The organism is Vibrio sp. 1F279, assembly GCF_041439815.1.
GTDB lineage: Bacteria > Pseudomonadota > Gammaproteobacteria > Enterobacterales > Vibrionaceae > Vibrio > Vibrio tasmaniensis_A.
The window spans coordinates 49,437-67,156 of sequence record NZ_JBGOOU010000023.1 but is presented as its reverse complement, the minus strand read 5'-3'; the positions used below and the strand labels follow the sequence as shown (position 1 = coordinate 67,156).

At 44.9% G+C, this 17,720-nt stretch carries 18 protein-coding genes; 5 read left to right on the top strand and 13 right to left on the bottom strand.

The features are described from left to right. Positions 1 to 8 precede the first annotated feature (8 nt). From ACED60_RS16510 to ACED60_RS16490, 5 genes are all read right to left on the bottom strand, one after another. Positions 9 to 758 carry an NRDE family protein gene (locus tag ACED60_RS16510; RefSeq protein WP_017086680.1) on the bottom strand — a complete coding sequence of 250 codons (750 nt, stop codon included), beginning with the start codon at positions 756 to 758 and terminating at the stop codon, positions 9 to 11. A gap of 2 nt (positions 759 to 760) precedes the next feature. After that, on the bottom strand, positions 761 to 1,303 hold the full coding sequence (locus tag ACED60_RS16505; RefSeq protein ID WP_017078811.1) for a DinB family protein: 543 nt from the start codon (positions 1,301 to 1,303) through the stop codon (positions 761 to 763). Positions 1,304 to 1,322: 19 nt separating this feature from the next. Beyond that, on the bottom strand, positions 1,323 to 2,456 hold the full coding sequence (locus tag ACED60_RS16500) for a D-alanine--D-alanine ligase (RefSeq protein WP_371728016.1): 1,134 nt from the start codon (positions 2,454 to 2,456) through the stop codon (positions 1,323 to 1,325). Further along, positions 2,453 to 3,040, bottom strand: coding sequence for a DedA family protein (locus ACED60_RS16495; RefSeq protein ID WP_371728015.1), 588 nt, complete (start codon positions 3,038 to 3,040; stop codon positions 2,453 to 2,455). The genes ACED60_RS16500 and ACED60_RS16495 overlap by 4 nt, the downstream gene beginning before the upstream one ends. 285 nt (positions 3,041 to 3,325) lie before the next feature. Further along, positions 3,326 to 5,302 carry a bifunctional 2',3'-cyclic-nucleotide 2'-phosphodiesterase/3'-nucleotidase gene (locus tag ACED60_RS16490; protein ID WP_017096578.1) on the bottom strand — a complete coding sequence of 659 codons (1,977 nt, stop codon included), beginning with the start codon at positions 5,300 to 5,302 and terminating at the stop codon, positions 3,326 to 3,328. Between the two features lie 415 nt (positions 5,303 to 5,717). Between ACED60_RS16490 and cysD the strand changes: the two genes are divergently transcribed. The 4 genes from cysD (at position 5,718) to cysC (ending at position 10,546) form a co-directional block, all read left to right on the top strand. Beyond that, a complete protein-coding gene (cysD, locus tag ACED60_RS16485) occupies positions 5,718 to 6,662 on the top strand; it encodes a sulfate adenylyltransferase subunit CysD (RefSeq protein ID WP_226974827.1) in 945 nt (314 codons plus the stop codon). Between the two features lie 18 nt (positions 6,663 to 6,680). Then, complete coding sequence (gene cysN / locus ACED60_RS16480; protein ID WP_004735272.1) at positions 6,681 to 8,111, top strand: sulfate adenylyltransferase subunit CysN; 1,431 nt, start codon at positions 6,681 to 6,683, stop codon at positions 8,109 to 8,111. A 65-nt stretch (positions 8,112 to 8,176) separates the two neighbouring features. Continuing rightward, positions 8,177 to 9,901 carry an SLC13 family permease gene (locus tag ACED60_RS16475; RefSeq protein ID WP_009847766.1) on the top strand — a complete coding sequence of 575 codons (1,725 nt, stop codon included), beginning with the start codon at positions 8,177 to 8,179 and terminating at the stop codon, positions 9,899 to 9,901. Between the two features lie 24 nt (positions 9,902 to 9,925). Then, on the top strand, positions 9,926 to 10,546 hold the full coding sequence (cysC, locus tag ACED60_RS16470) for an adenylyl-sulfate kinase (protein ID WP_122047477.1): 621 nt from the start codon (positions 9,926 to 9,928) through the stop codon (positions 10,544 to 10,546). A 167-nt stretch (positions 10,547 to 10,713) separates the two neighbouring features. Here cysC and ACED60_RS16465 read toward each other — a convergent pair whose 3' ends face one another. The 7 genes from ACED60_RS16465 to ACED60_RS16435 all read right to left on the bottom strand — a co-directional run bounded on the left by ACED60_RS16465 (position 10,714) and on the right by ACED60_RS16435 (position 16,336). Further along, on the bottom strand, positions 10,714 to 11,622 hold the full coding sequence (locus tag ACED60_RS16465) for a TIGR03899 family protein (RefSeq protein ID WP_371728014.1): 909 nt from the start codon (positions 11,620 to 11,622) through the stop codon (positions 10,714 to 10,716). Positions 11,623 to 11,973: 351 nt separating this feature from the next. Further along, positions 11,974 to 12,489, bottom strand: a complete 516-nt coding sequence (locus ACED60_RS16460) for a DUF3299 domain-containing protein (RefSeq protein ID WP_004735277.1) — start codon at positions 12,487 to 12,489, stop codon at positions 11,974 to 11,976. Between the two features lie 14 nt (positions 12,490 to 12,503). Then, the gene (locus ACED60_RS16455; RefSeq protein WP_017103586.1) at positions 12,504 to 13,763 is read right to left on the bottom strand and encodes an ABC transporter permease; all 1,260 of its coding nucleotides are present in this window, start codon (positions 13,761 to 13,763) and stop codon (positions 12,504 to 12,506) included. Beyond that, positions 13,760 to 14,476 (bottom strand): ABC transporter ATP-binding protein, encoded by a 717-nt coding sequence (locus ACED60_RS16450; RefSeq protein ID WP_004735279.1) that lies wholly within the window; start codon positions 14,474 to 14,476, stop codon positions 13,760 to 13,762. The genes ACED60_RS16455 and ACED60_RS16450 overlap by 4 nt, the downstream gene beginning before the upstream one ends. A 139-nt stretch (positions 14,477 to 14,615) precedes the next feature. Beyond that, entirely contained in the window at positions 14,616 to 15,362 is a 747-nt protein-coding gene (locus tag ACED60_RS16445) for a DUF2796 domain-containing protein (RefSeq protein ID WP_371728013.1), read from the bottom strand. Positions 15,363 to 15,403: 41 nt separating this feature from the next. Next, positions 15,404 to 15,694 (bottom strand): DUF2607 domain-containing protein, encoded by a 291-nt coding sequence (locus ACED60_RS16440; RefSeq protein WP_083784112.1) that lies wholly within the window; start codon positions 15,692 to 15,694, stop codon positions 15,404 to 15,406. 90 nt (positions 15,695 to 15,784) lie between these two features. Continuing rightward, positions 15,785 to 16,336, bottom strand: coding sequence for a YtfJ family protein (locus ACED60_RS16435; protein ID WP_009847759.1), 552 nt, complete (start codon positions 16,334 to 16,336; stop codon positions 15,785 to 15,787). Positions 16,337 to 16,588: 252 nt separating this feature from the next. On the opposite strand from ACED60_RS16435, the gene ACED60_RS16430 reads away from it, so the two are divergent. Next, positions 16,589 to 16,789: a DUF1107 family protein gene (locus tag ACED60_RS16430; RefSeq protein WP_017103582.1), complete on the top strand. Its 201-nt coding sequence runs from the start codon at positions 16,589 to 16,591 to the stop codon at positions 16,787 to 16,789. Positions 16,790 to 17,056: 267 nt separating this feature from the next. Here the strand turns inward: ACED60_RS16430 and msrA are convergent, their stop codons facing one another. Next, complete coding sequence (gene msrA, locus ACED60_RS16425; RefSeq protein ID WP_371728012.1) at positions 17,057 to 17,686, bottom strand: peptide-methionine (S)-S-oxide reductase MsrA; 630 nt, start codon at positions 17,684 to 17,686, stop codon at positions 17,057 to 17,059. Between the last annotated feature and the right edge of the window lie 34 nt (positions 17,687 to 17,720).

Genomic DNA, 17,720 nt, shown 5'->3' with positions numbered 1-17,720 from the left:
ATGGATTCCTATAGATTGATTACGGGTGATAAATCGAAGGTAAAGCGCTGTTGATTTATCTGGCATGGCTTAATGGGTTCACAAGGCGAGCCGGGTGCATAAAACATCGAGGCTTGGCCATGTAGATTACGTAAGTGTGTAAAGCTCACCGTATGTGCGTCTTCACGATGCATACAGGTTGCTAAATGAGGCTGTTCGCTATGATGGTGAGAGTGAAATTGAAGTAAGTTCTGCTGATTCTTACCTGTTGTCATAAGCTGATCGTATTTTGCTTGTCGGTAGGCTTGTACTCGCTCTAAATCAACACCGGATGAGAAGAGTGGAGAATCAGTGTCGACGATGTGCTGTTGAATACCATCCCACATGTAGGCGATAACCAACCCATTGTTCTGAGTTAAGTTCGGCGCAAAAGCCAACAAGGTAAACGGGGCAAAAGAGTGCAGGTCGAGCTGATGAAATGCTTCAGAGAGCTGACTGATGTTACGACTCGATGATAGATTCTTGAGTAGCAAACCACGGCTGACTAAAAGTCCATCAGGTACGATACCTTGATAGTTATTGAGAAGGCATAACGAAAGCCCGAACTCATTGATACTGATCCAGCTACCACCGCCGGTTGGGTCGAGTGGCATGATGATATCGACGCCGTTAACTCGATATTGTTTCGGTGGCATCGCCAGTGCCCGTGTCTTTTGTTCATCACGATTAAAGAAGACCTGATAGCCATTCTCTTCAAGCAGCCAAGATACTGAACACATGATTATTGCTCCCTCAAATAGCTGCTGGTGGTTGGGGCATAACCAAAGGTGTTGCATGTTTCGACATCAAGAAAGGTCGTGATCACTTTGATCATCGCGTAATGATGATTGGCGTGCAGCGCAGCAAAGGTAACCTCTCTTTCTAGCGTAGAAGGCAGGCTGGCGAATACTTGTGTATCCATCGAAACTTCGGTTTGGATCATGATAGGTGCTTCGAGATCTCTACGGTCTAATCGTTCAAGCCAATTGATCACGTAATGGATCTCTTTCAACGCAATCGACCTATCGAATTCGACGGGGTGACCACGACGACGAGTGTTGTAATCAACGGTCGCATTCTCTTTTAAAATCAAAGCGTGAAAAAGATCGAGCGTGTGACGAGTATGCTCACCAATAGAACTTGTGACGTGCGGCTTTGCTCGTGTCAGATAGTCGCTGTCAGATATGGCTAACAAAAACTCTAAACCCTGATTCAATATCTCTACCGCTCCCTTGATACTAGGAGAGAAAGAAGTGAGGGCGCTCGGTTGGGCTATGGGGTTCATTCATGATCCTCGTACAAAGTTAATCGGTGGTCGGATATTGTTGAACAAGACGTCGCTCTTCTTGCCACGCGTTAAATAAGCTCTTAAAAGAAGGAGGCTGGTGGCCTCTTTGTTTCTGTTGAGCGCCAATATCAAAAAGAATGCGGTATTGCAGGAGTAGCGTCGAAAATATCTCTCGCAGCGGTGTGTTGCGATCCCAGATGTGCCCGGCCTCACTGCTTGCTCCATTGACCTCAAGGATGGTGAAGTCCTCGCCGTTCATTAGGCTGTGCATGTCCTTGAATTTGACGTCGAGTCGACCAAAGTGAAAGCCATCGAAGTCGTCGAATATCTCATCTAAGCGTTCGGTTAAAACCTGAGTGATGTATTGATTGCCGTCTCGGAAGATACAGCCACGGCTATGGCTACCTGCGAACGCGAGTTGGAACTCTTCGCCCTCTGCGAGCACTTGATCTAATTTATCTTCATGTCTCGGTAGATACAGGTGACTAAGCTGCCCAGCACGCGGGCTATTTTCAATTAACTGCTTGAGTGTCGAGCTGCCATCACCCGTCACCATTGGTGCGTACTTGAGTGTGATCGAGATGATCTCGCCTTGCTTTTTATTTGGGTAGCGAACATAGAAAACACCCGCCTCGGCTTGATAAGGCGCCTTTTCTTGCAATAGAAAGCGAGCATTATTTGGGAAAGACTCAACATACTGCTCAAGTTGATCTTGTGTGTTGATCAGCTTAACGCCAACACCTCGACAGCCAAGATCCGGTTTAGCCACAATGGGGAAATCGAGATCCGACTGTATGAGTGCGCTGCGCGCATCTTCGGCTTGTTTCTTACTGCTAAGATCCGTTTTGGTTAAGGTGATAAACGGAGAGATCCAACGCTGACTCGATGATCCAGCAAGGCTCAGTATCTCGTGTTTTGATTCGCCGACCATGCCGCTTAACTTAATACTCGGGTTGGCGATGAGCGGCAGTGCCCAGTCAAAGTGCCGCAACCCTTGCATCAGGCTTTGAATCACCACTGGCGTGTAGAAGAACCACGTTGGAAGAAACTCATAAGGAGAGACACTGCGTACGGTATCTTTTTCAAGCAAGGGCATACCTGCATTGATTTGATGTGCTGGAATGATGCGAATATCTTGCGGTGAACTCATGATAATCCTCTAGAGTAGGTTCTATTCATTAATCGATTGCCGATAAACAGCAAAGCGATGGCACACGGGATGATGATCCATTGATATTCAGAGGCTTGCAGCCACGCTGATGTCCCTAAATAGTAGATGGCAGAGAAGACAATGCCAGTCCAGAGCGCAGTGGCACTAATAACGGCAAACAAGAAAGTAGGCAGTGGGATTGCGAAAAAGCCACTTAAGGTAAAACCGACGGTACGAAGCCCAGGAATAAAGCGGATGACAAAAAGACTGCTGAAAGCGTTTTGACGTAATTTAGTACGAAGTGCACGAAAGTATCGGTTGGTGAGGGCTTTGTAACGAACGCCGCGGAAATAACGTCCTGATTTGCCTAGGTAGTAGAGACCGAGATCACCTGTGGCAATGCCGATGAAAATGGCAAGCAACGCATATTGAGGAAGCATGAGTCCTTGAGTTGCTACACCTGCCGCTGTAACAATCGCCAGATCTTCAAGCAAGTAAGAAAGCGCGATAATGCCAAGCATCAGCCATAGCAGCGATTCTTCTCCTGTATTTAACCATGCTTGAATACTCTCGACGGTGCTCATCAAATACCCTTATCTATCCTATAGATGAATGGCTTATTGGCCATTCATTGAGTGTAGTAAATTAAATAGACAGGAGGAGCAGAGAAAAACTTACAGCTGATTCGTGTTTTTTTGTGGGGACTTAAATCGATTGACGGTTTGAGTGGTGCTGTTTGGGGGTTGAATTAGCGGGTGTTTACGGTGAGAAAAGTAGGGCAGTGGATTCGGTTTATAAATAACAAAAGAAAAAGGCTGAGTCGTTAAACTCAGCCTTTCAGAACGTTAACTATGGATTACTTAAGCAATCTATTTAGTTAGGTCAATCTGGTAAACAGCAAAACCAACATCGTCAGTCGCAACACGTTTCATCGGGTATTGACCCTTTTCTTTGATGAACTCTGCCGCTTTGTCGCTTGGAGATGTTTCAAAGCGGATATCTAGCTTTTTATCCGTTTTGATTGGCGCAAATGACCAGTTGTTATCAGCCGTTGGGCTCACTTGACCTTGCTCTTTGCTCACTCGAGAGATGTAGTTTGCTAGAACAGTACGGTTCTCATCTGGTGCATCAAATGCGATGAAGTCTTCACCCGTACCTGGGAACTTATTGCTGTATGCTCGGTAGTTGTTGGTTGCGATCAGGAAGTCTTGCTTCACGTCGATTGGCTTACCTTGGTAAGTTAGACCTACGATACGCTCAGAGCCTTCATTAATAACTTTACAGTTACCATCGTATTTTGCTGGTTGTGTAACATCGATTTGGTACTCAACGCCATCGATGACATCAAAGTTGTAAGTGCGGAAGCCGTCCCATTCAACCAACTGCTGTGGTGCGGTCGAATTAACATCTATTTGTTGGAATTGACCAGCAGAACACTCAAGCCACTCTTTTACTTCGTGGCCTGTTACCTTCATTGCAACTAGCGTGTTCGGGTAAAGGTATAAGTCAGCCGCGTTACGGAATGTCAGTTGACCAGATTCAACTTCAGTGAAGTTCGCTGGGTCATTCTTACGGCCGCCTGCTTTGAATGGTGCAGCTGCTGAAAGTACAGGTGTGCCATCTAAGTCTGGATCACCTTGGATGAACTGCTCAACGTAATCTTTTTGCGCAAGGTTCACAATTTGAACAGTTGGATCGTCTTGTACTAGAGACAAGAAGCTGTACATCACATCGTCTGCTTTACCAATCGGTTGGTTAACAAATTCACGAGTACCTGCGTGGTCTTTTTCTAGTGCAGAAACGATGCCTTCATCAGCAGCAGCAAGAGATTTCTTTTCTACCTTGTCGTAGATTGGGCGTGCTTCTGATTGGCCTTTAACGACTTCCCACTTACCGTCTTTTTGTGCAAGTGTTAGATCCATAACACCAACGTGGCTACCCCAGCGGCCTGGCATTACTGCCGCAACGCCGTTCATTGTGCCCGTTTCGTTGTTGATGCCTTGAATGTCATCAAAACCTTTTCCTGGGAATACTGCGTGAGAGTGACCAAATGCGATTGCATCAATGCCGTCTACTTCAGATAGGTAGAACGTTGAGTTCTCTTCGCCATTTTTGTACGGGTCAGTTGATACGCCTGAGTGAGGGATAGCAACGATTACTTCAGCGCCTTCCGCTTTCATTTGAGGCACTAACTCGTTAGCTGTCTCAATGATATCGCGAGCGATCACTTTGCCTTCAAGGTTCTTCTTATCCCACGTCATGATTTGTGGTGGAACAAAACCGATGTAACCCACTTTTACTTCATGTTCTACGCCAGCAGTATCTTCAAAGGTGTGCGTCTTGATGATGTAAGGCGTGAAGTAGTGTTCTTTGGTTTCTGCATCGTAAACGTTAGCACTGATGTATGGGAAGTCAGCGTCGTTGATTGACTCTTCTAGGAACTCAAGACCGTAGTTGAATTCGTGGTTACCTAGGTTTGCAGCGTCATAGCTTAGTTGGTTCATTGCTTTATATGCAGGGTGAACTTCGCCCGCTTCGATGCCTTTGTCTGCCATGTAGTCACCCATCGGGCTACCTTGCAGCAAGTCACCGTTATCAACTAATACGCTGTTGGTTACTTCGCTTTGAGCTTCTTTTACTAGAGTTGCAGTACGTGCTAAGCCGATTTTTTTCGACGGCTTGTCTTTGTAGTAGTCGTAATCCATTAGGTTGGTATGGATATCCGTCGTTTCTACGACACGTAATTTAATCACTTCATCGGTATCTGGTGTTGTTGTGCAGCCTGCTAAAGTCAGACCAAGACCAGCAAGTACAGCCAATGACAAAGGTTTCATTGCAACTTTCATTTTGGAGCTCCAAAGTGGATTAGTAGAAAATTCGTTGCGTAATGTAACAAAATGGAATGAAACAATGATTACAACGAATGTTAATTCGTGACTTAGATCGATTACTTTATAGTGTTCTGCAAGGCGCCTCCCAAAGCTGCTCAATCGATGCGCAACTGATATCGATAATATTAGCCCATTCATTTCACCTATTTATCGATGAATCTCATCCCTTATCAGCTTTTCGAATAAAAAATGAAATTTTAGAATTTCCAGTAATATGAGAGGCTCGTCATAATGCCTATATCAAGGACGTATCAGGCAGATGAATAGCAAGGATAGCTCAAAACGAAGCTTCTGTTTTCTTCTAGTGCCAATACTCCCATTCACTCAAGTGGATGAGTTAAATCCCTTGCTTGGCAAGACCAAGTAATGAATTGCTCGTACTGCGAGCCTTAAAGGAAGCACTGAAATGGACCAAGAACGTTTAACCCACCTAAAACAGCTTGAAGCGGAAAGTATTCATATTATCCGTGAAGTTGCTGCTGAGTTTGATAACCCAGTGATGATGTATTCCATCGGTAAAGATTCTTCTGTGATGCTTCATTTAGCTCGCAAAGCGTTTTATCCAGGCAAGATTCCATTCCCACTATTGCATGTAGATACGGATTGGAAATTCCGCGAGATGATTGAGTTTCGTGATCGTACGGCTAAAAAGTACGGCTTCGACCTTTTAGTACATAAGAACCCAGAAGGTATTGAGATGGGGTGTAGCCCATTCGTACATGGCTCTTCTAAGCATACAGACATCATGAAAACTCAAGGCCTTAAGCAGGCGTTAAACAAGTACGGGTTCGATGCCGCTTTTGGTGGTGCGCGTCGTGATGAAGAAAAATCTCGAGCAAAAGAGCGTGTTTATTCTTTCCGCGATAAGAACCATACATGGGATCCAAAAAACCAGCGTCCAGAGCTTTGGCACACCTACAACGGTCAGGTTAATAAGGGCGAAAGCATTCGTGTCTTCCCACTATCTAACTGGACTGAGCTTGATATCTGGCAATACATCTACCTAGAGAGCATCGATATTGTTCCGCTTTACCTATCTGATAAACGTCCTGTGGTTGAGCGTGATGGCATGCTGATCATGGTTGATGATGACCGTATGGAACTGCAAGAAGGTGAAGTGATTGAAGAGAAAAGCGTTCGCTTCCGTACTTTGGGATGTTACCCACTAACCGGAGCCGTTGAATCTGAGGCGAATACGCTAACAGGCATTATTGAAGAGATGCTGGTGGCGACGTCCAGTGAGCGTCAAGGTCGAGCGATTGACCATGATCAGTCGGGCTCTATGGAGCTGAAAAAGCGCCAAGGTTATTTCTAAGAATCTAAGGAAAGAAAAATGAATAGTGCAGTAGAAGCCGAATTGGCTGAACTAGGGATTGAAGGTTATCTAAGTCAGCATCAGCATAAATCTATGCTTAGATTTTTAACTTGTGGCTCGGTAGACGACGGTAAAAGTACCTTAATCGGTCGCTTGCTCCATGATACAAAACAGATTTATGAAGATCAGCTAGCAGCGGTTCACTCGGATAGCCAACGAGTGGGTACCACAGGTGAGAAGCCTGACTTGGCACTGCTTGTTGATGGCTTGCAAGCTGAACGTGAGCAAGGCATCACGATCGATGTGGCTTATCGCTACTTCTCGACGCAAAAACGTAAATTCATTATTGCTGATACTCCTGGGCATGAGCAGTACACGCGCAACATGGCAACAGGCGCTTCAACGTGTGATCTGGCTGTGATCTTGATTGATGCTCGTAAGGGTGTACTGGATCAAACACGTCGTCACTCGTTTATTTCTAACCTGCTTGGTTTGAAGCATTTCATCGTCGCAGTCAACAAAATGGATCTCGTCGAGTACTCGCAAGATCGTTTTGAGGAGATTCGCGATCAGTACCTAGAGTTTGCTGAAAACCTAGAGGGCGAAACTAATATTCAGATTCTGCCAGTTTCGGCACTTGAAGGTATTAACGTTGCTGCGCCAAGCAAAGAGCTTGCATGGTTCGAAGGTCCATCGCTATTAGAAGTGTTAGAGAACGTAGACATTGACCAAAAACGTTCTGCGGGCGAATTCCGTTTCCCTGTGCAGTATGTCAATCGTCCTAACTTAGATTTCCGTGGCTTTGCCGGCACCGTGGCTTCTGGTCGTGTCAGCGTCGGTGATGAAATCAAGGCGTTGCCTTCAGGTAAAACCTCTAAGGTGGCAAGCATTGTGACCTTTGATGGTGAACTTGAATCAGCACAAGCGGGTTTGGCGGTAACACTGACTCTTGAAGATGAAATCGATATCAGCCGTGGTGATTTGATTGTGCTAGAAAATGCACAGATTGAATCAACCAACCATGTATTGGCAGACATCGTGTGGATGACAGAGCAACCACTGCAACCGGGTAAAGCTTACGACATCAAGATCGCAGGTAAGAAAACCGTCGGTCAGGTTGAAACGGTTCGTCATCAATATGATATCAACAACCTGTCGACTCACGCTGTTGATGAGTTGCCACTGAATGGTATTGGTTTGTGTGAATGGTCATTGAACGAGACCGTCGCGCTGGATAAATACCGTGAGAGTGCGGACACCGGTGGTTTCATTGTTATCGACCGCCTGACTAATGTGACGGTTGGTGCTGGTTTGATTCGAGACCGTTTGGACTCTGTTGAACAGCAAGTCGGTAACTTCTCTGCATTTGAACTTGAGTTCAACGCATTGGTACGCAAGCACTTCCCTCATTGGGATGCCAAAGATCTAAGCCAACTACTGAAGTCATAAACGACTAAGTAACAGCTTATTGAATCAGGCGGAAACCGATCGTTTCCGCCATAAAGGACGGGTATATGTGGCAACAAGGATTTGTATTAGCGATTTTGCTCGGCATCATTACTTGCCTGCTCGTTACCCGTATTAAGCCAAGCTTTATCTTTGCTGGCGCGGCTTTTATTGCTTTTATGGCTGGCATGATCGATTTGTCGAGCCTAGCCAATAACTTCACTAACTCCTCGTTACTGACTTTAATTCTTCTGATCCTCGCATCAAGTGCGTTGGAGAAAACTCGCTTAATCAGTTGGGTTAGCCGTAATATCTCTGAAGGTAGGCTAGGTACCGTGGTTGCGAAGTTGGGTATTTCCACAGCGCTACTTTCTTCTTTTACTAATAACACAGCGGTGGTTGTCTCTTTGATCGGAGCGATCAAACGCAATCAACAGCACGCGCCATCTAAGTTACTTATCCCTTTGTCATACGCCGCCATTTTAGGCGGAACCCTGACATTGATCGGCACTTCAACCAATTTGATCATCAATAGTTTTGTTGAAGATGCTGGACTGCCAAGCTTAAACTTTTTCACACCAACCTTGATCGGTTTAGCTGTCTTAGTGGGTGGTGTTTTGATCCTTATCCCTCTGAGTTACTTCTTACCAAGCTACGATGATGGATCGCAGGACGATCTGCCTTACTTTTTAGAGGCGCGAGTTGAACCTGGCTCACCGTTAGTTGGCCGCAGTGTTAGCGAAAATAATCTCAGAGCTTTGAGAAAGCTGTTCTTAGCCGAAGTGATTCGCGACGGTAAGACCACGGCTTCGATTGACCCTGATTTTATTCTTCAAGCCCGTGACCGGTTGCTGTTTTGTGGTGATGTCGAGAGTGTGGCGACATTACAAGAAATCCAAGGACTGACTCTGTTTGGCCAGCACCACCTTAACGGCCAGAGCTTTGTTGAGGTTGTGGTGAGTTCATCGGCAAGCTTCTGTAACAAAACCCTGAAAACTAGCCAGTTTAGAGATCGTTTCGATGCGGTTGTGGTTGCTATTCGTCGTGGCCATGAGCGCCTTGAAGGTGGGCTAGGGAATATCACACTAACCGCTGGTGATACCTTGATTCTGGTTCCAGGCAAACGCTTTGAAGAACAGCGTCAGCAACACAACAAAGAGTTTGTGTTGATGAATGACTTGGACTCGAGTGCCAAGCTTGATGCCGATAAATCGACGTTTGTATTGCTCGGTTTTGCCAGTGTGATTGGTCTAGCCCTTGCTGAAGTCGTGCCGATTATCAAAGGGCTGGCTGGTTTCTTACTGTTGCTGGTGGCCTTTGGTGTGGTGCAACTGGGTGAACTCCGTCGCCGTTTTCCGGTTGATATTGTGGTGATCGTTGGCTCCGCTCTGTCTATTGCTCAACTGATGATTTCATCTGGGCTGTCTGAGCGTATGGGGCTGATGTTTATGGAAGCCTTTAATGGCTGGGGCGTGTTTGGTGCGTTAGTCGCGACCTATTTTATGACCTTGGTTCTAACAGAACTGGTTACCAATAATGCGGCCGCAGCACTCTCTTTCCCAATCGGCTATAGCATGGCTATCGGCTATGGCGTTGACCCTATGCCGTTCATTATGGCGGTTCTATTTGGTGCCAGTGCCAGTTTTATTTCGCCATACGGCTACCAAACTAATTTACTTGTTTATAGCGTAGGTAATTACCATCTCACGGATTATCTACGTATCGGCATCCCAATCTCGATTGTCTATTCGGGCTTAGTGCTGACCCTGATTCCTTACTTTTTCCCATTTTAATGCTGTTTATTTAAAGGACTAATTATGACCGCAGTACTCAAACCAAAAGATGAGAATGTTGTGTGGCATCAACATTCGATTGATAAAACATTTCGTGCGGATCTGAAATCACAGAAACCAGCTGTGCTCTGGTTCACTGGATTATCTGGTTCTGGGAAATCAACAGTTGCTGGAGCATTAGAAAACCGCTTGGCACAGCTTGGTTACCATACTTACTTATTGGATGGCGATAATGTGCGTCATGGGTTATGTAGCGACCTTGGCTTCTCAGAGCAAGACCGTCGAGAGAATATTCGTCGTATTGGTGAGCTCGCTAAATTGATGGCGGATGCGGGTTTGATCGTGTTGTCAGCGTTTATCTCTCCACATCAAGCGGAGAGACAGTTGGTACGTGATTTATTACCGGAAGGGGAGTTTCTTGAGGTGTTTGTGAACACACCACTTGAGGTGTGTGAGCAGCGTGACCCGAAAGGCCTGTATAAGAAAGCACGAGCGGGAGAAATCCCGAACTTCACGGGTATTAGTTCTGTGTACGAAGCGCCTCAGAGCCCTGAGATAGATCTACCCGCGGGCGAAAAGACACTCGATGAACTGGTCGAATTGTGTATTGAGGCTTTAGAGAAGCGTAATATTTTATCCAATTGAGAACGATGGTATGACTAAGGCTACTCTCCTGTTTATCTGCTTAATTTACTGCGGATAAATAGTGCAGCCTTGGTTTTCCGAGACAAGAACCTTATCCTCTAGATTCTCTTCACTCTTATCAATACTCTTCACAGCGTACACCGTCTATTTTTTACAGTATCGATTGTCTAGATGGTGTAGTTCACACTGCTTTTAACTTCTGTTTGAACCGTAAATTTTTGGCTCAATAGCGCAATCAGCTGGTCGTAATACTGCGTGTTAGGCTTGTTGCCAAGTAAGTTGCAAAGCTCATTGCCTGTTGGACTGAATCGGTAGTAAATCAGCTTCACCCCTTTTGATAATGGTGCCAGTGACATGCCCTTACCTTGATAAGTTAAGTGCAGAGCAGGATCGAAATCAATCTCTCCAGATTCTAGTTCTGTGCCCAGAATAATCCCGAGTTCAATCAAGTGGAGCAAGCTAGAGTAGGGAAGGTTGTGTCCACCAAGATTGATGGTGTTGGTGGTGTCCCTTTTACCAAAGCTGAAGATTCCAGCATGGGATTTAAAGCCGAGTAACAGTTTTCTGCTGTTATCACTACCAAAGCTACAACCAAGTGACGCTGCTCTTTGCAGGGTGAGCGCTTCTTTTGGTGTCATGTCTTTTAAGATCTGCAGCGCTTTCATCGAAGTCGAGCCTGGGTTGGTGACTTCTCGTTTCAGTACTTGAGCCCATAGCCTCTGCATCGATGTATTGTGGATCTCTTGTGCCATATCGAAGAAACGGTATAGCCAGTCCTGATCAGGATCTCCAGCCGCTTCATCCTTACATGAAGAGTGTGCCAACTTTAGAATCTGTTCTAGGTTCTTTTGGCGAAGTTCTCTACGTTTTTTCTCTCGTAATAGTGCCCGTTCGATAAGCGTACTCTCAGCTTTATCGTTTGGCTTTGCACTATGACTAATTAAGGAATCTAGGCCGAAGCTTTGTGCGATGTGCCGCATTCTGCTTGCACTGTCGGCAATATGAGGCTTTTTCTCATGCTTTTGCTGTGTATCGCTAGCATGCTCAATGATCACTGGCTGTTTGGTTTCTGACATAAGAGTACCCTAAGGAAACGACTTAACTGTCTCAAATGTAATCCTTTATCTTATTGGTGGCTAGATTTTGCGTGCAGAGTTGAAGGTTTCAACAAAATTTTACTTTTGCTAATGATAATAAAATGTTAAATTTGTTGTAATTCTCAAGGAGGAGTTATGAATCAAGTCAATGATAACAAGCTGAAGAAACAGCTTAGTATAGGGTTATTACTCGCTACTTATGTCGCTGTTCTAGCGTACCTGTCTAATTACATCGCATAATTTAGAATAAAATTATCGTTATTAAACTGTTATTGAATGATCTCACTCGTTCAGTGACGGCAGCTCATCCTTGAGCCACCCTTCTAATGACTACATGTCGTCATATTCTTCAATCGCAGTACCTTCAATAAGATAACCTGTTTGAGCTAAGTCGTGGCTTATTGACTCGGTTTTTAGTGTACCTACTAAATAAATCACATCCCATAGCTGCTGTATTGGTGCACCTTTAGGGAACTTCACGTAGATGATTTGGTTCGGCGGCGGTGGCGGTACGTGGATACATGCGCCAAAGTACGGCACTAACAGAAACTCAGTGATCATGTTCTCATCGCCTTCCAATGGAATCACAAAGCCAGGAATCTTGACTGTGCTGCCATTCAGCTCTGGGCGAACAGCGCCAAGTGTCGATTGTTGAGGTTTGTCCATACTGTCGTGGTTAACCATCGGCATGCCAAATGAGTCGAGTTGTGCTCGCTCTGACTCTGGAATCAAGTCAATCCAATCGAGTGTTAATACCGATTCGTCAGTCTGAGTGGTTTCAGCGTGAGCTGTGCTGATAAATGGGAACATAAGTAACCCAAGTATCAGTAGGAATTTGCGTTGCATCGTAGGTTCCTATTTTAGATTCGAATAGTCATGCCATCAGACAATGACTGACGGTAAGCTCTGAAAGCGGGAATAAAGCCAATAATGATTCCGGCAACTTGCACCAACATAAGCAGTTTCCACTCATGAGGTGTGATTGCGGATATCGATATGTTGATACCATAACTTTGTTGCACAATAGGAGCAACTACTGCGATTAGCGCAAACAACACGGCAACACCCAATGTGATACCGAGGAAGGTTAGGGCACTTGCTTCACTGATCAGTAAACCGAACACATGACGAGGCCTTGCTCCCATCGCGCGCAGAATGGCCATCTCTCGACGTCTTTCTTGCAAGCTAGTGAGTAGACTACTCAGCATCCCTAACAGTCCCGCGATTACCACAAACCCTGAAACAATCAGTAGTGCTTGCTCTGCTACGGCCATCATTCCCCACAATTCGTGAAGCGCAATACCTGGCATAATGGCGCTCAACGGTTCTTGGCGGTAGTTATTGATTTCTCGTTGCAGTGCAAAGGTTTGGATCTTCGATTTAAGGCCAACCATCATCGCGGTAATCTGCTTTGGTTGGAAGTCACGTTGCTTTAGCGCTTCAGCATTCGGTGTGTGGCCTAGGTTAGCCCCCGATTCCCAACCAACGTGAATCGCTTCAATGGCCTCTAACGAAACATGCACCGTTTTATCTACTGGTGTGCCGGTTGGCGCGAGTATTCCGACAATGGTGAAGGGCAGGTTGTCGTGGCGACTGAAGGCGACATCACTGATACCGTGCGCCAGAATGATGTGATCACCAATCTTGTAATCTAACTTCTTCGCGACATCGGCACCAATCACGACATCAAATAGCTGATTGAACTCTTTGCCTTGTTGAAAAGTAAGTGGTTGCTTACTTCCATAGCGATAATTATCAAAGTAACTATGGTTAGTGCCCATTACACGAAAGCCTTTATGTGAATCTCCCAATGAGATGGGTATCGCCCACTTTACTGCATTGTGCTGGCTAAATTCTTGATAGCTTTTCCAGTCGATGTTGTTGGTTGCATTACCAATCCTAAATACCGAATAAAGCAGTAGGTTTACCTGACCAGAGCGGCCACCAACAATAAGGTCGGTACCTGAAATCGTATTAGCAAAACTGCTCTTTGCTTCGGTTCTTACACGTTCAACACCGAGTAATAGAATCACTGACACTGCCACGGTGAGAATCGTCAGAATAGCGGTGGCTTTACGGTTGAGTACGCTTTTTAGGGCTAAGTGAGTAATTACTTTCATACGACAACCTTAGCTTGGTTAACGGTTTTTAAATCTATGGTTCGGGTGAACAGCTTTTCTAATGTTGGATCGTGACTGACAAATATCAGAGTAGACCCGGCTTGATTTGCTTGCTCTAGTAACAATTCGATGAAGGCTTCTCGGTTGTCATGATCCAAAGCCGAGGTTGGCTCGTCGGCAATAATGATTTTCGGTTGGCCGATCAAAGCGCGAGCGGCAGCAACACGTTGTTGTTGACCAATGCTCAACTCGGTAACAGGCTTGTCCATTAGAGCTTGAGGTAGCTTTAATCTGAGCAACAACTCTTGAGCGGTTGCTTGCAGGCTGTTCTGACTTTCAGTGACTTGCTGCTTACGAATCTTAGAAAACTGACAAGGAAGCGTCACGTTGTCGATCACTGACAAGTAAGGAAGCAGATTAAATTGTTGGAATATATAGCCAATATGATCGGCTCTGAACTTGTCCCTCTGACGAGGTGTTAGCTGTGTGAGGTCTTGGCCAAGGATAGATACTTCGCCTTGTTCAGCTTGGTTGATTCCGGTCAGTAACCCTAACAATGTTGATTTCCCGCAACCACTAGGCCCTTTGATGAAAAGGTGCTCTTGGGCTTGGATATGCAGTGAGGGGATCTCTAGCGTTGGGGGTAATTCAGGCTTCCAACGAAAGCTGATATTTTCGAGTTTGACCACAAGTGATGAACTGTCAAAAGACATATTAGCTCCAATGATTAAAGCGGTGTATTTACTGGACAGCTATTAGAAAAATAAATTCCCAGAACACACCGATTTGCACAACCAAGTAAGTGACTACTTACTTGGCTGCGTATCTACGTTTAATTCAATCTAATACGGATTAGAATCGAAAACTAATACGATCTGCGTTAAGCACTTCTTGAATTTGAGCGCTGTCAGTTAGAAGGTTTACCGTCATTGATTTTGTGTTGCTGAACTTAGAGAACCATTGAGTGCTCACGGTATCTAGCTTCGCAATATCTGAACATTGGTAATGGTACTCGACAGTGAATTCGCCGTGCCCACCTTCTGAATGGTCGTGGCCTTCATGGTCATCATGATCGTGTTCTGCATGGTCATGGCCTTTGTGGTCATCATGGTCGTGTTCTGCGTGATCATGGCCTTTGTGGTCGTCATGATCGTGTTCAGCGTGGTCATGGCCTTTGTGGTCGTCATGATCGTGTTCAGCGTGGTCATGGCCTTTGTGGTCGTCATGATCGTGCTCTGCGTGGTCATGGCCTTCATGGTCATCATGGTCATCATGATCGCCTTCCAAGGTGTTCGTCACCGACTTGAACTTCAGAGTACAGCTTGCATTTTTGAAACCAAATAGCTCATCTGGCTTGTTTAATTGCGCAATCGCTTGTTCAAATACTTTCTTTTGCTCAGCAGTTTCTGGAGCATGTTCAAAGCCAACCACATCAGCGCCGGGAGCTGTTACTTCAACAAGTAGTTCTTGCCCATCTTGAGCGATGTTCACCTCAACTTTACCGTGCACGTGTGCTTCGTGAGAGCGGAATTCTTCGTTAGCTAGAACATTAGTAGAGACAGTCATACCGATAACAACGGCTAGAATAGTAGGTTTCATGTTTTTTTCCTGAATAAAGGTTAATTAAAAAGTAGTGGTAATTAAGAAATCTTTACAGGAGGTGAACGTGCTAAATAAGCGAAATACAGGCGCTGTAACGAAATGACTGACTCTGTGATAGCGACAGTAAATTCCGAATGGAACTCTGGGATCTGTGGAAGTGAATGCGCCGTTATGAACTGATTTATCGAAAACAGCTCACAGTGATGTGAAGAGTGATGATGTGGGTCGATATCTACAATATGTGTCGCTGCTAACACGCTCAACATGAGCATCAGCCCAAGCAAGAAGCCTGTTTTACGTTTCACATTATTAGGTGTGTTTTTCCACATCAGGATGATTAACCACAGAATTAAAAAAGGATACTGTTATAATATAACAATATCCTTTGGTCAGGTCTCGAAAAAGACGCGAATATCTTATTAAAGGCTCGCTTTAATCAACTCAATAACTTGAGTGACTTCTGAGTCGTTTAATGCCCCTTCTTTAACAAACAATATTTTACCTTGCTTGTCTTGAACGATAATCGCTGAGCTCTCTTCTTTTAAAGCCCATGATGACGCTACGGTTCCGTCTTCATCTAGCACCATAGAAGACCATGGAAATTCTTCTTTGCTACTTTCTGCTGACGATTTAACAAAAGACCCAGTTCCCCAAATCGCATCATCTTGGTTGATGATGGTAGTGGTTTGGTAGCTGTCTTCTGCGAATTTCGATGCTGTAATTGCTGCCATCAGTTGTGCGTTGAGCTCTTTCGAGCTGCTACGGCCAGCAATAGCTTGAACGACGCGAACTTTACCTAGAAGATCATTGGTTGCCCAAGCTTGATATCCAGTATTTCCGTCGTTTAGTACGATTTCACCATAGTTGCTAACATCGACAGCAGGCAGAGTTGCACCGACTGATAGATTATGAGCATTGGCGAAAAGTGGAGAGGCTGCGGCTAAAAAAGCCAGTAGAGTTTTGTTTTTCATTATATTTTTGTTCCGCTTATTGGTTTGCTCTGGAAGTATAATATGAAATTTGAAAAATGCCTCTTTAACTTTTTTATCGTACGGTGTAGAAATAAGTTGCAGGCTTGTTACCAAAAGGTATAATGCATCAATATCGAGATGAACAATAGTTTATCTTGCTGTTTGCTAAAGGAATTAGCGATTGAATGTGCTTTGAATACGTTGGTGTTCAGGTACGTGGCTGTAGTACTCAAATGGAATTGAGGTTGTATTATGTTAAGAAAATTTTCTACTTACCGTCCACATCAGGTGGCGCGTTTCGTTAAAGTCCTGTTCAAAGGCAAGTTTGCTATAGAGGGTATCGGAGAGTTTCGCTTCGACCAAGGCAAGGTGCTTCTTCCTGAAGTTTCAGACAAACAAAAGCTCACTATTTTTAAAGAAGTTAACGGCACGATTGCTGCGCTGCCGGTGTAACTGACTGTTATAGATTTGCATTGCGTCAAATAGATTTCCAATGAAAAAGGGCTTCCTAGCGGAAGCCCTTTTTTAATGGATGTTGTTCTCGTTTGTATGCCTAATACCAATCGTAGTAAATAACTGTTCATCCTAGCTGGTTAAAACACTCGATAACATCGTTAGAAATTTTGATTGTAGAATAACTACTTATCGAAAACTTCTGCCTTGTTCTCAAGCATTTTTCCTGCGCTATTTATGATCACTTACTGTGATTGGTATAACACATTATTGCGGAGGGAAGCACACACCTGTTCCACCCAATCCACAATAACCATTCGGATTTTTAGCTAGGTATTGCTGGTGGTAGGTTTCTGCGAAAAAATATTTTCCAGCTGGCAGAACTTCCGTTGTGATTTCGTTGCCTAATGATTCAGTCATTGCTCGTTGGTATTCACGTTTAGAGTGCTCAGCGGTAGTCTGTTGTTCTTCGCTGAAAGTGTATATCGCAGAACGGTATTGAGTCCCTAAATCGTTGCCTTGGCGCATCCCTTGAGTTGGGTCATGACGCTCCCAAAAGGTTTCAAGTACTTGAGCGAGAGATGTTTGTTCGCTATCAAAAATGACACGAACGACTTCGGTATGGCCAGTTTGTCCGCTACATACCTGCTCATAAGTGGGGTTAATCGTGTATCCACCAGCGTAGCCAACAGATGTTGAAATAACGCCGTTCAACTGCCAGAACAAACGCTCAGCTCCCCAGAAGCATCCCATACCAAGTAGGACTTCTTGTTGAGAACCCGTAGGAGTATTGAGCAAGTCAGTTTGATTGACGAAATGGCGCTCAGTGATTCGGATTGGGTCAGCATTTCCCGGTAATGCGGTTGCTGCGGAAACCAGTTGTTGTTTGTTTAGCATGTTATATTCCTTTTCGCATACGTTTACCGCGTTA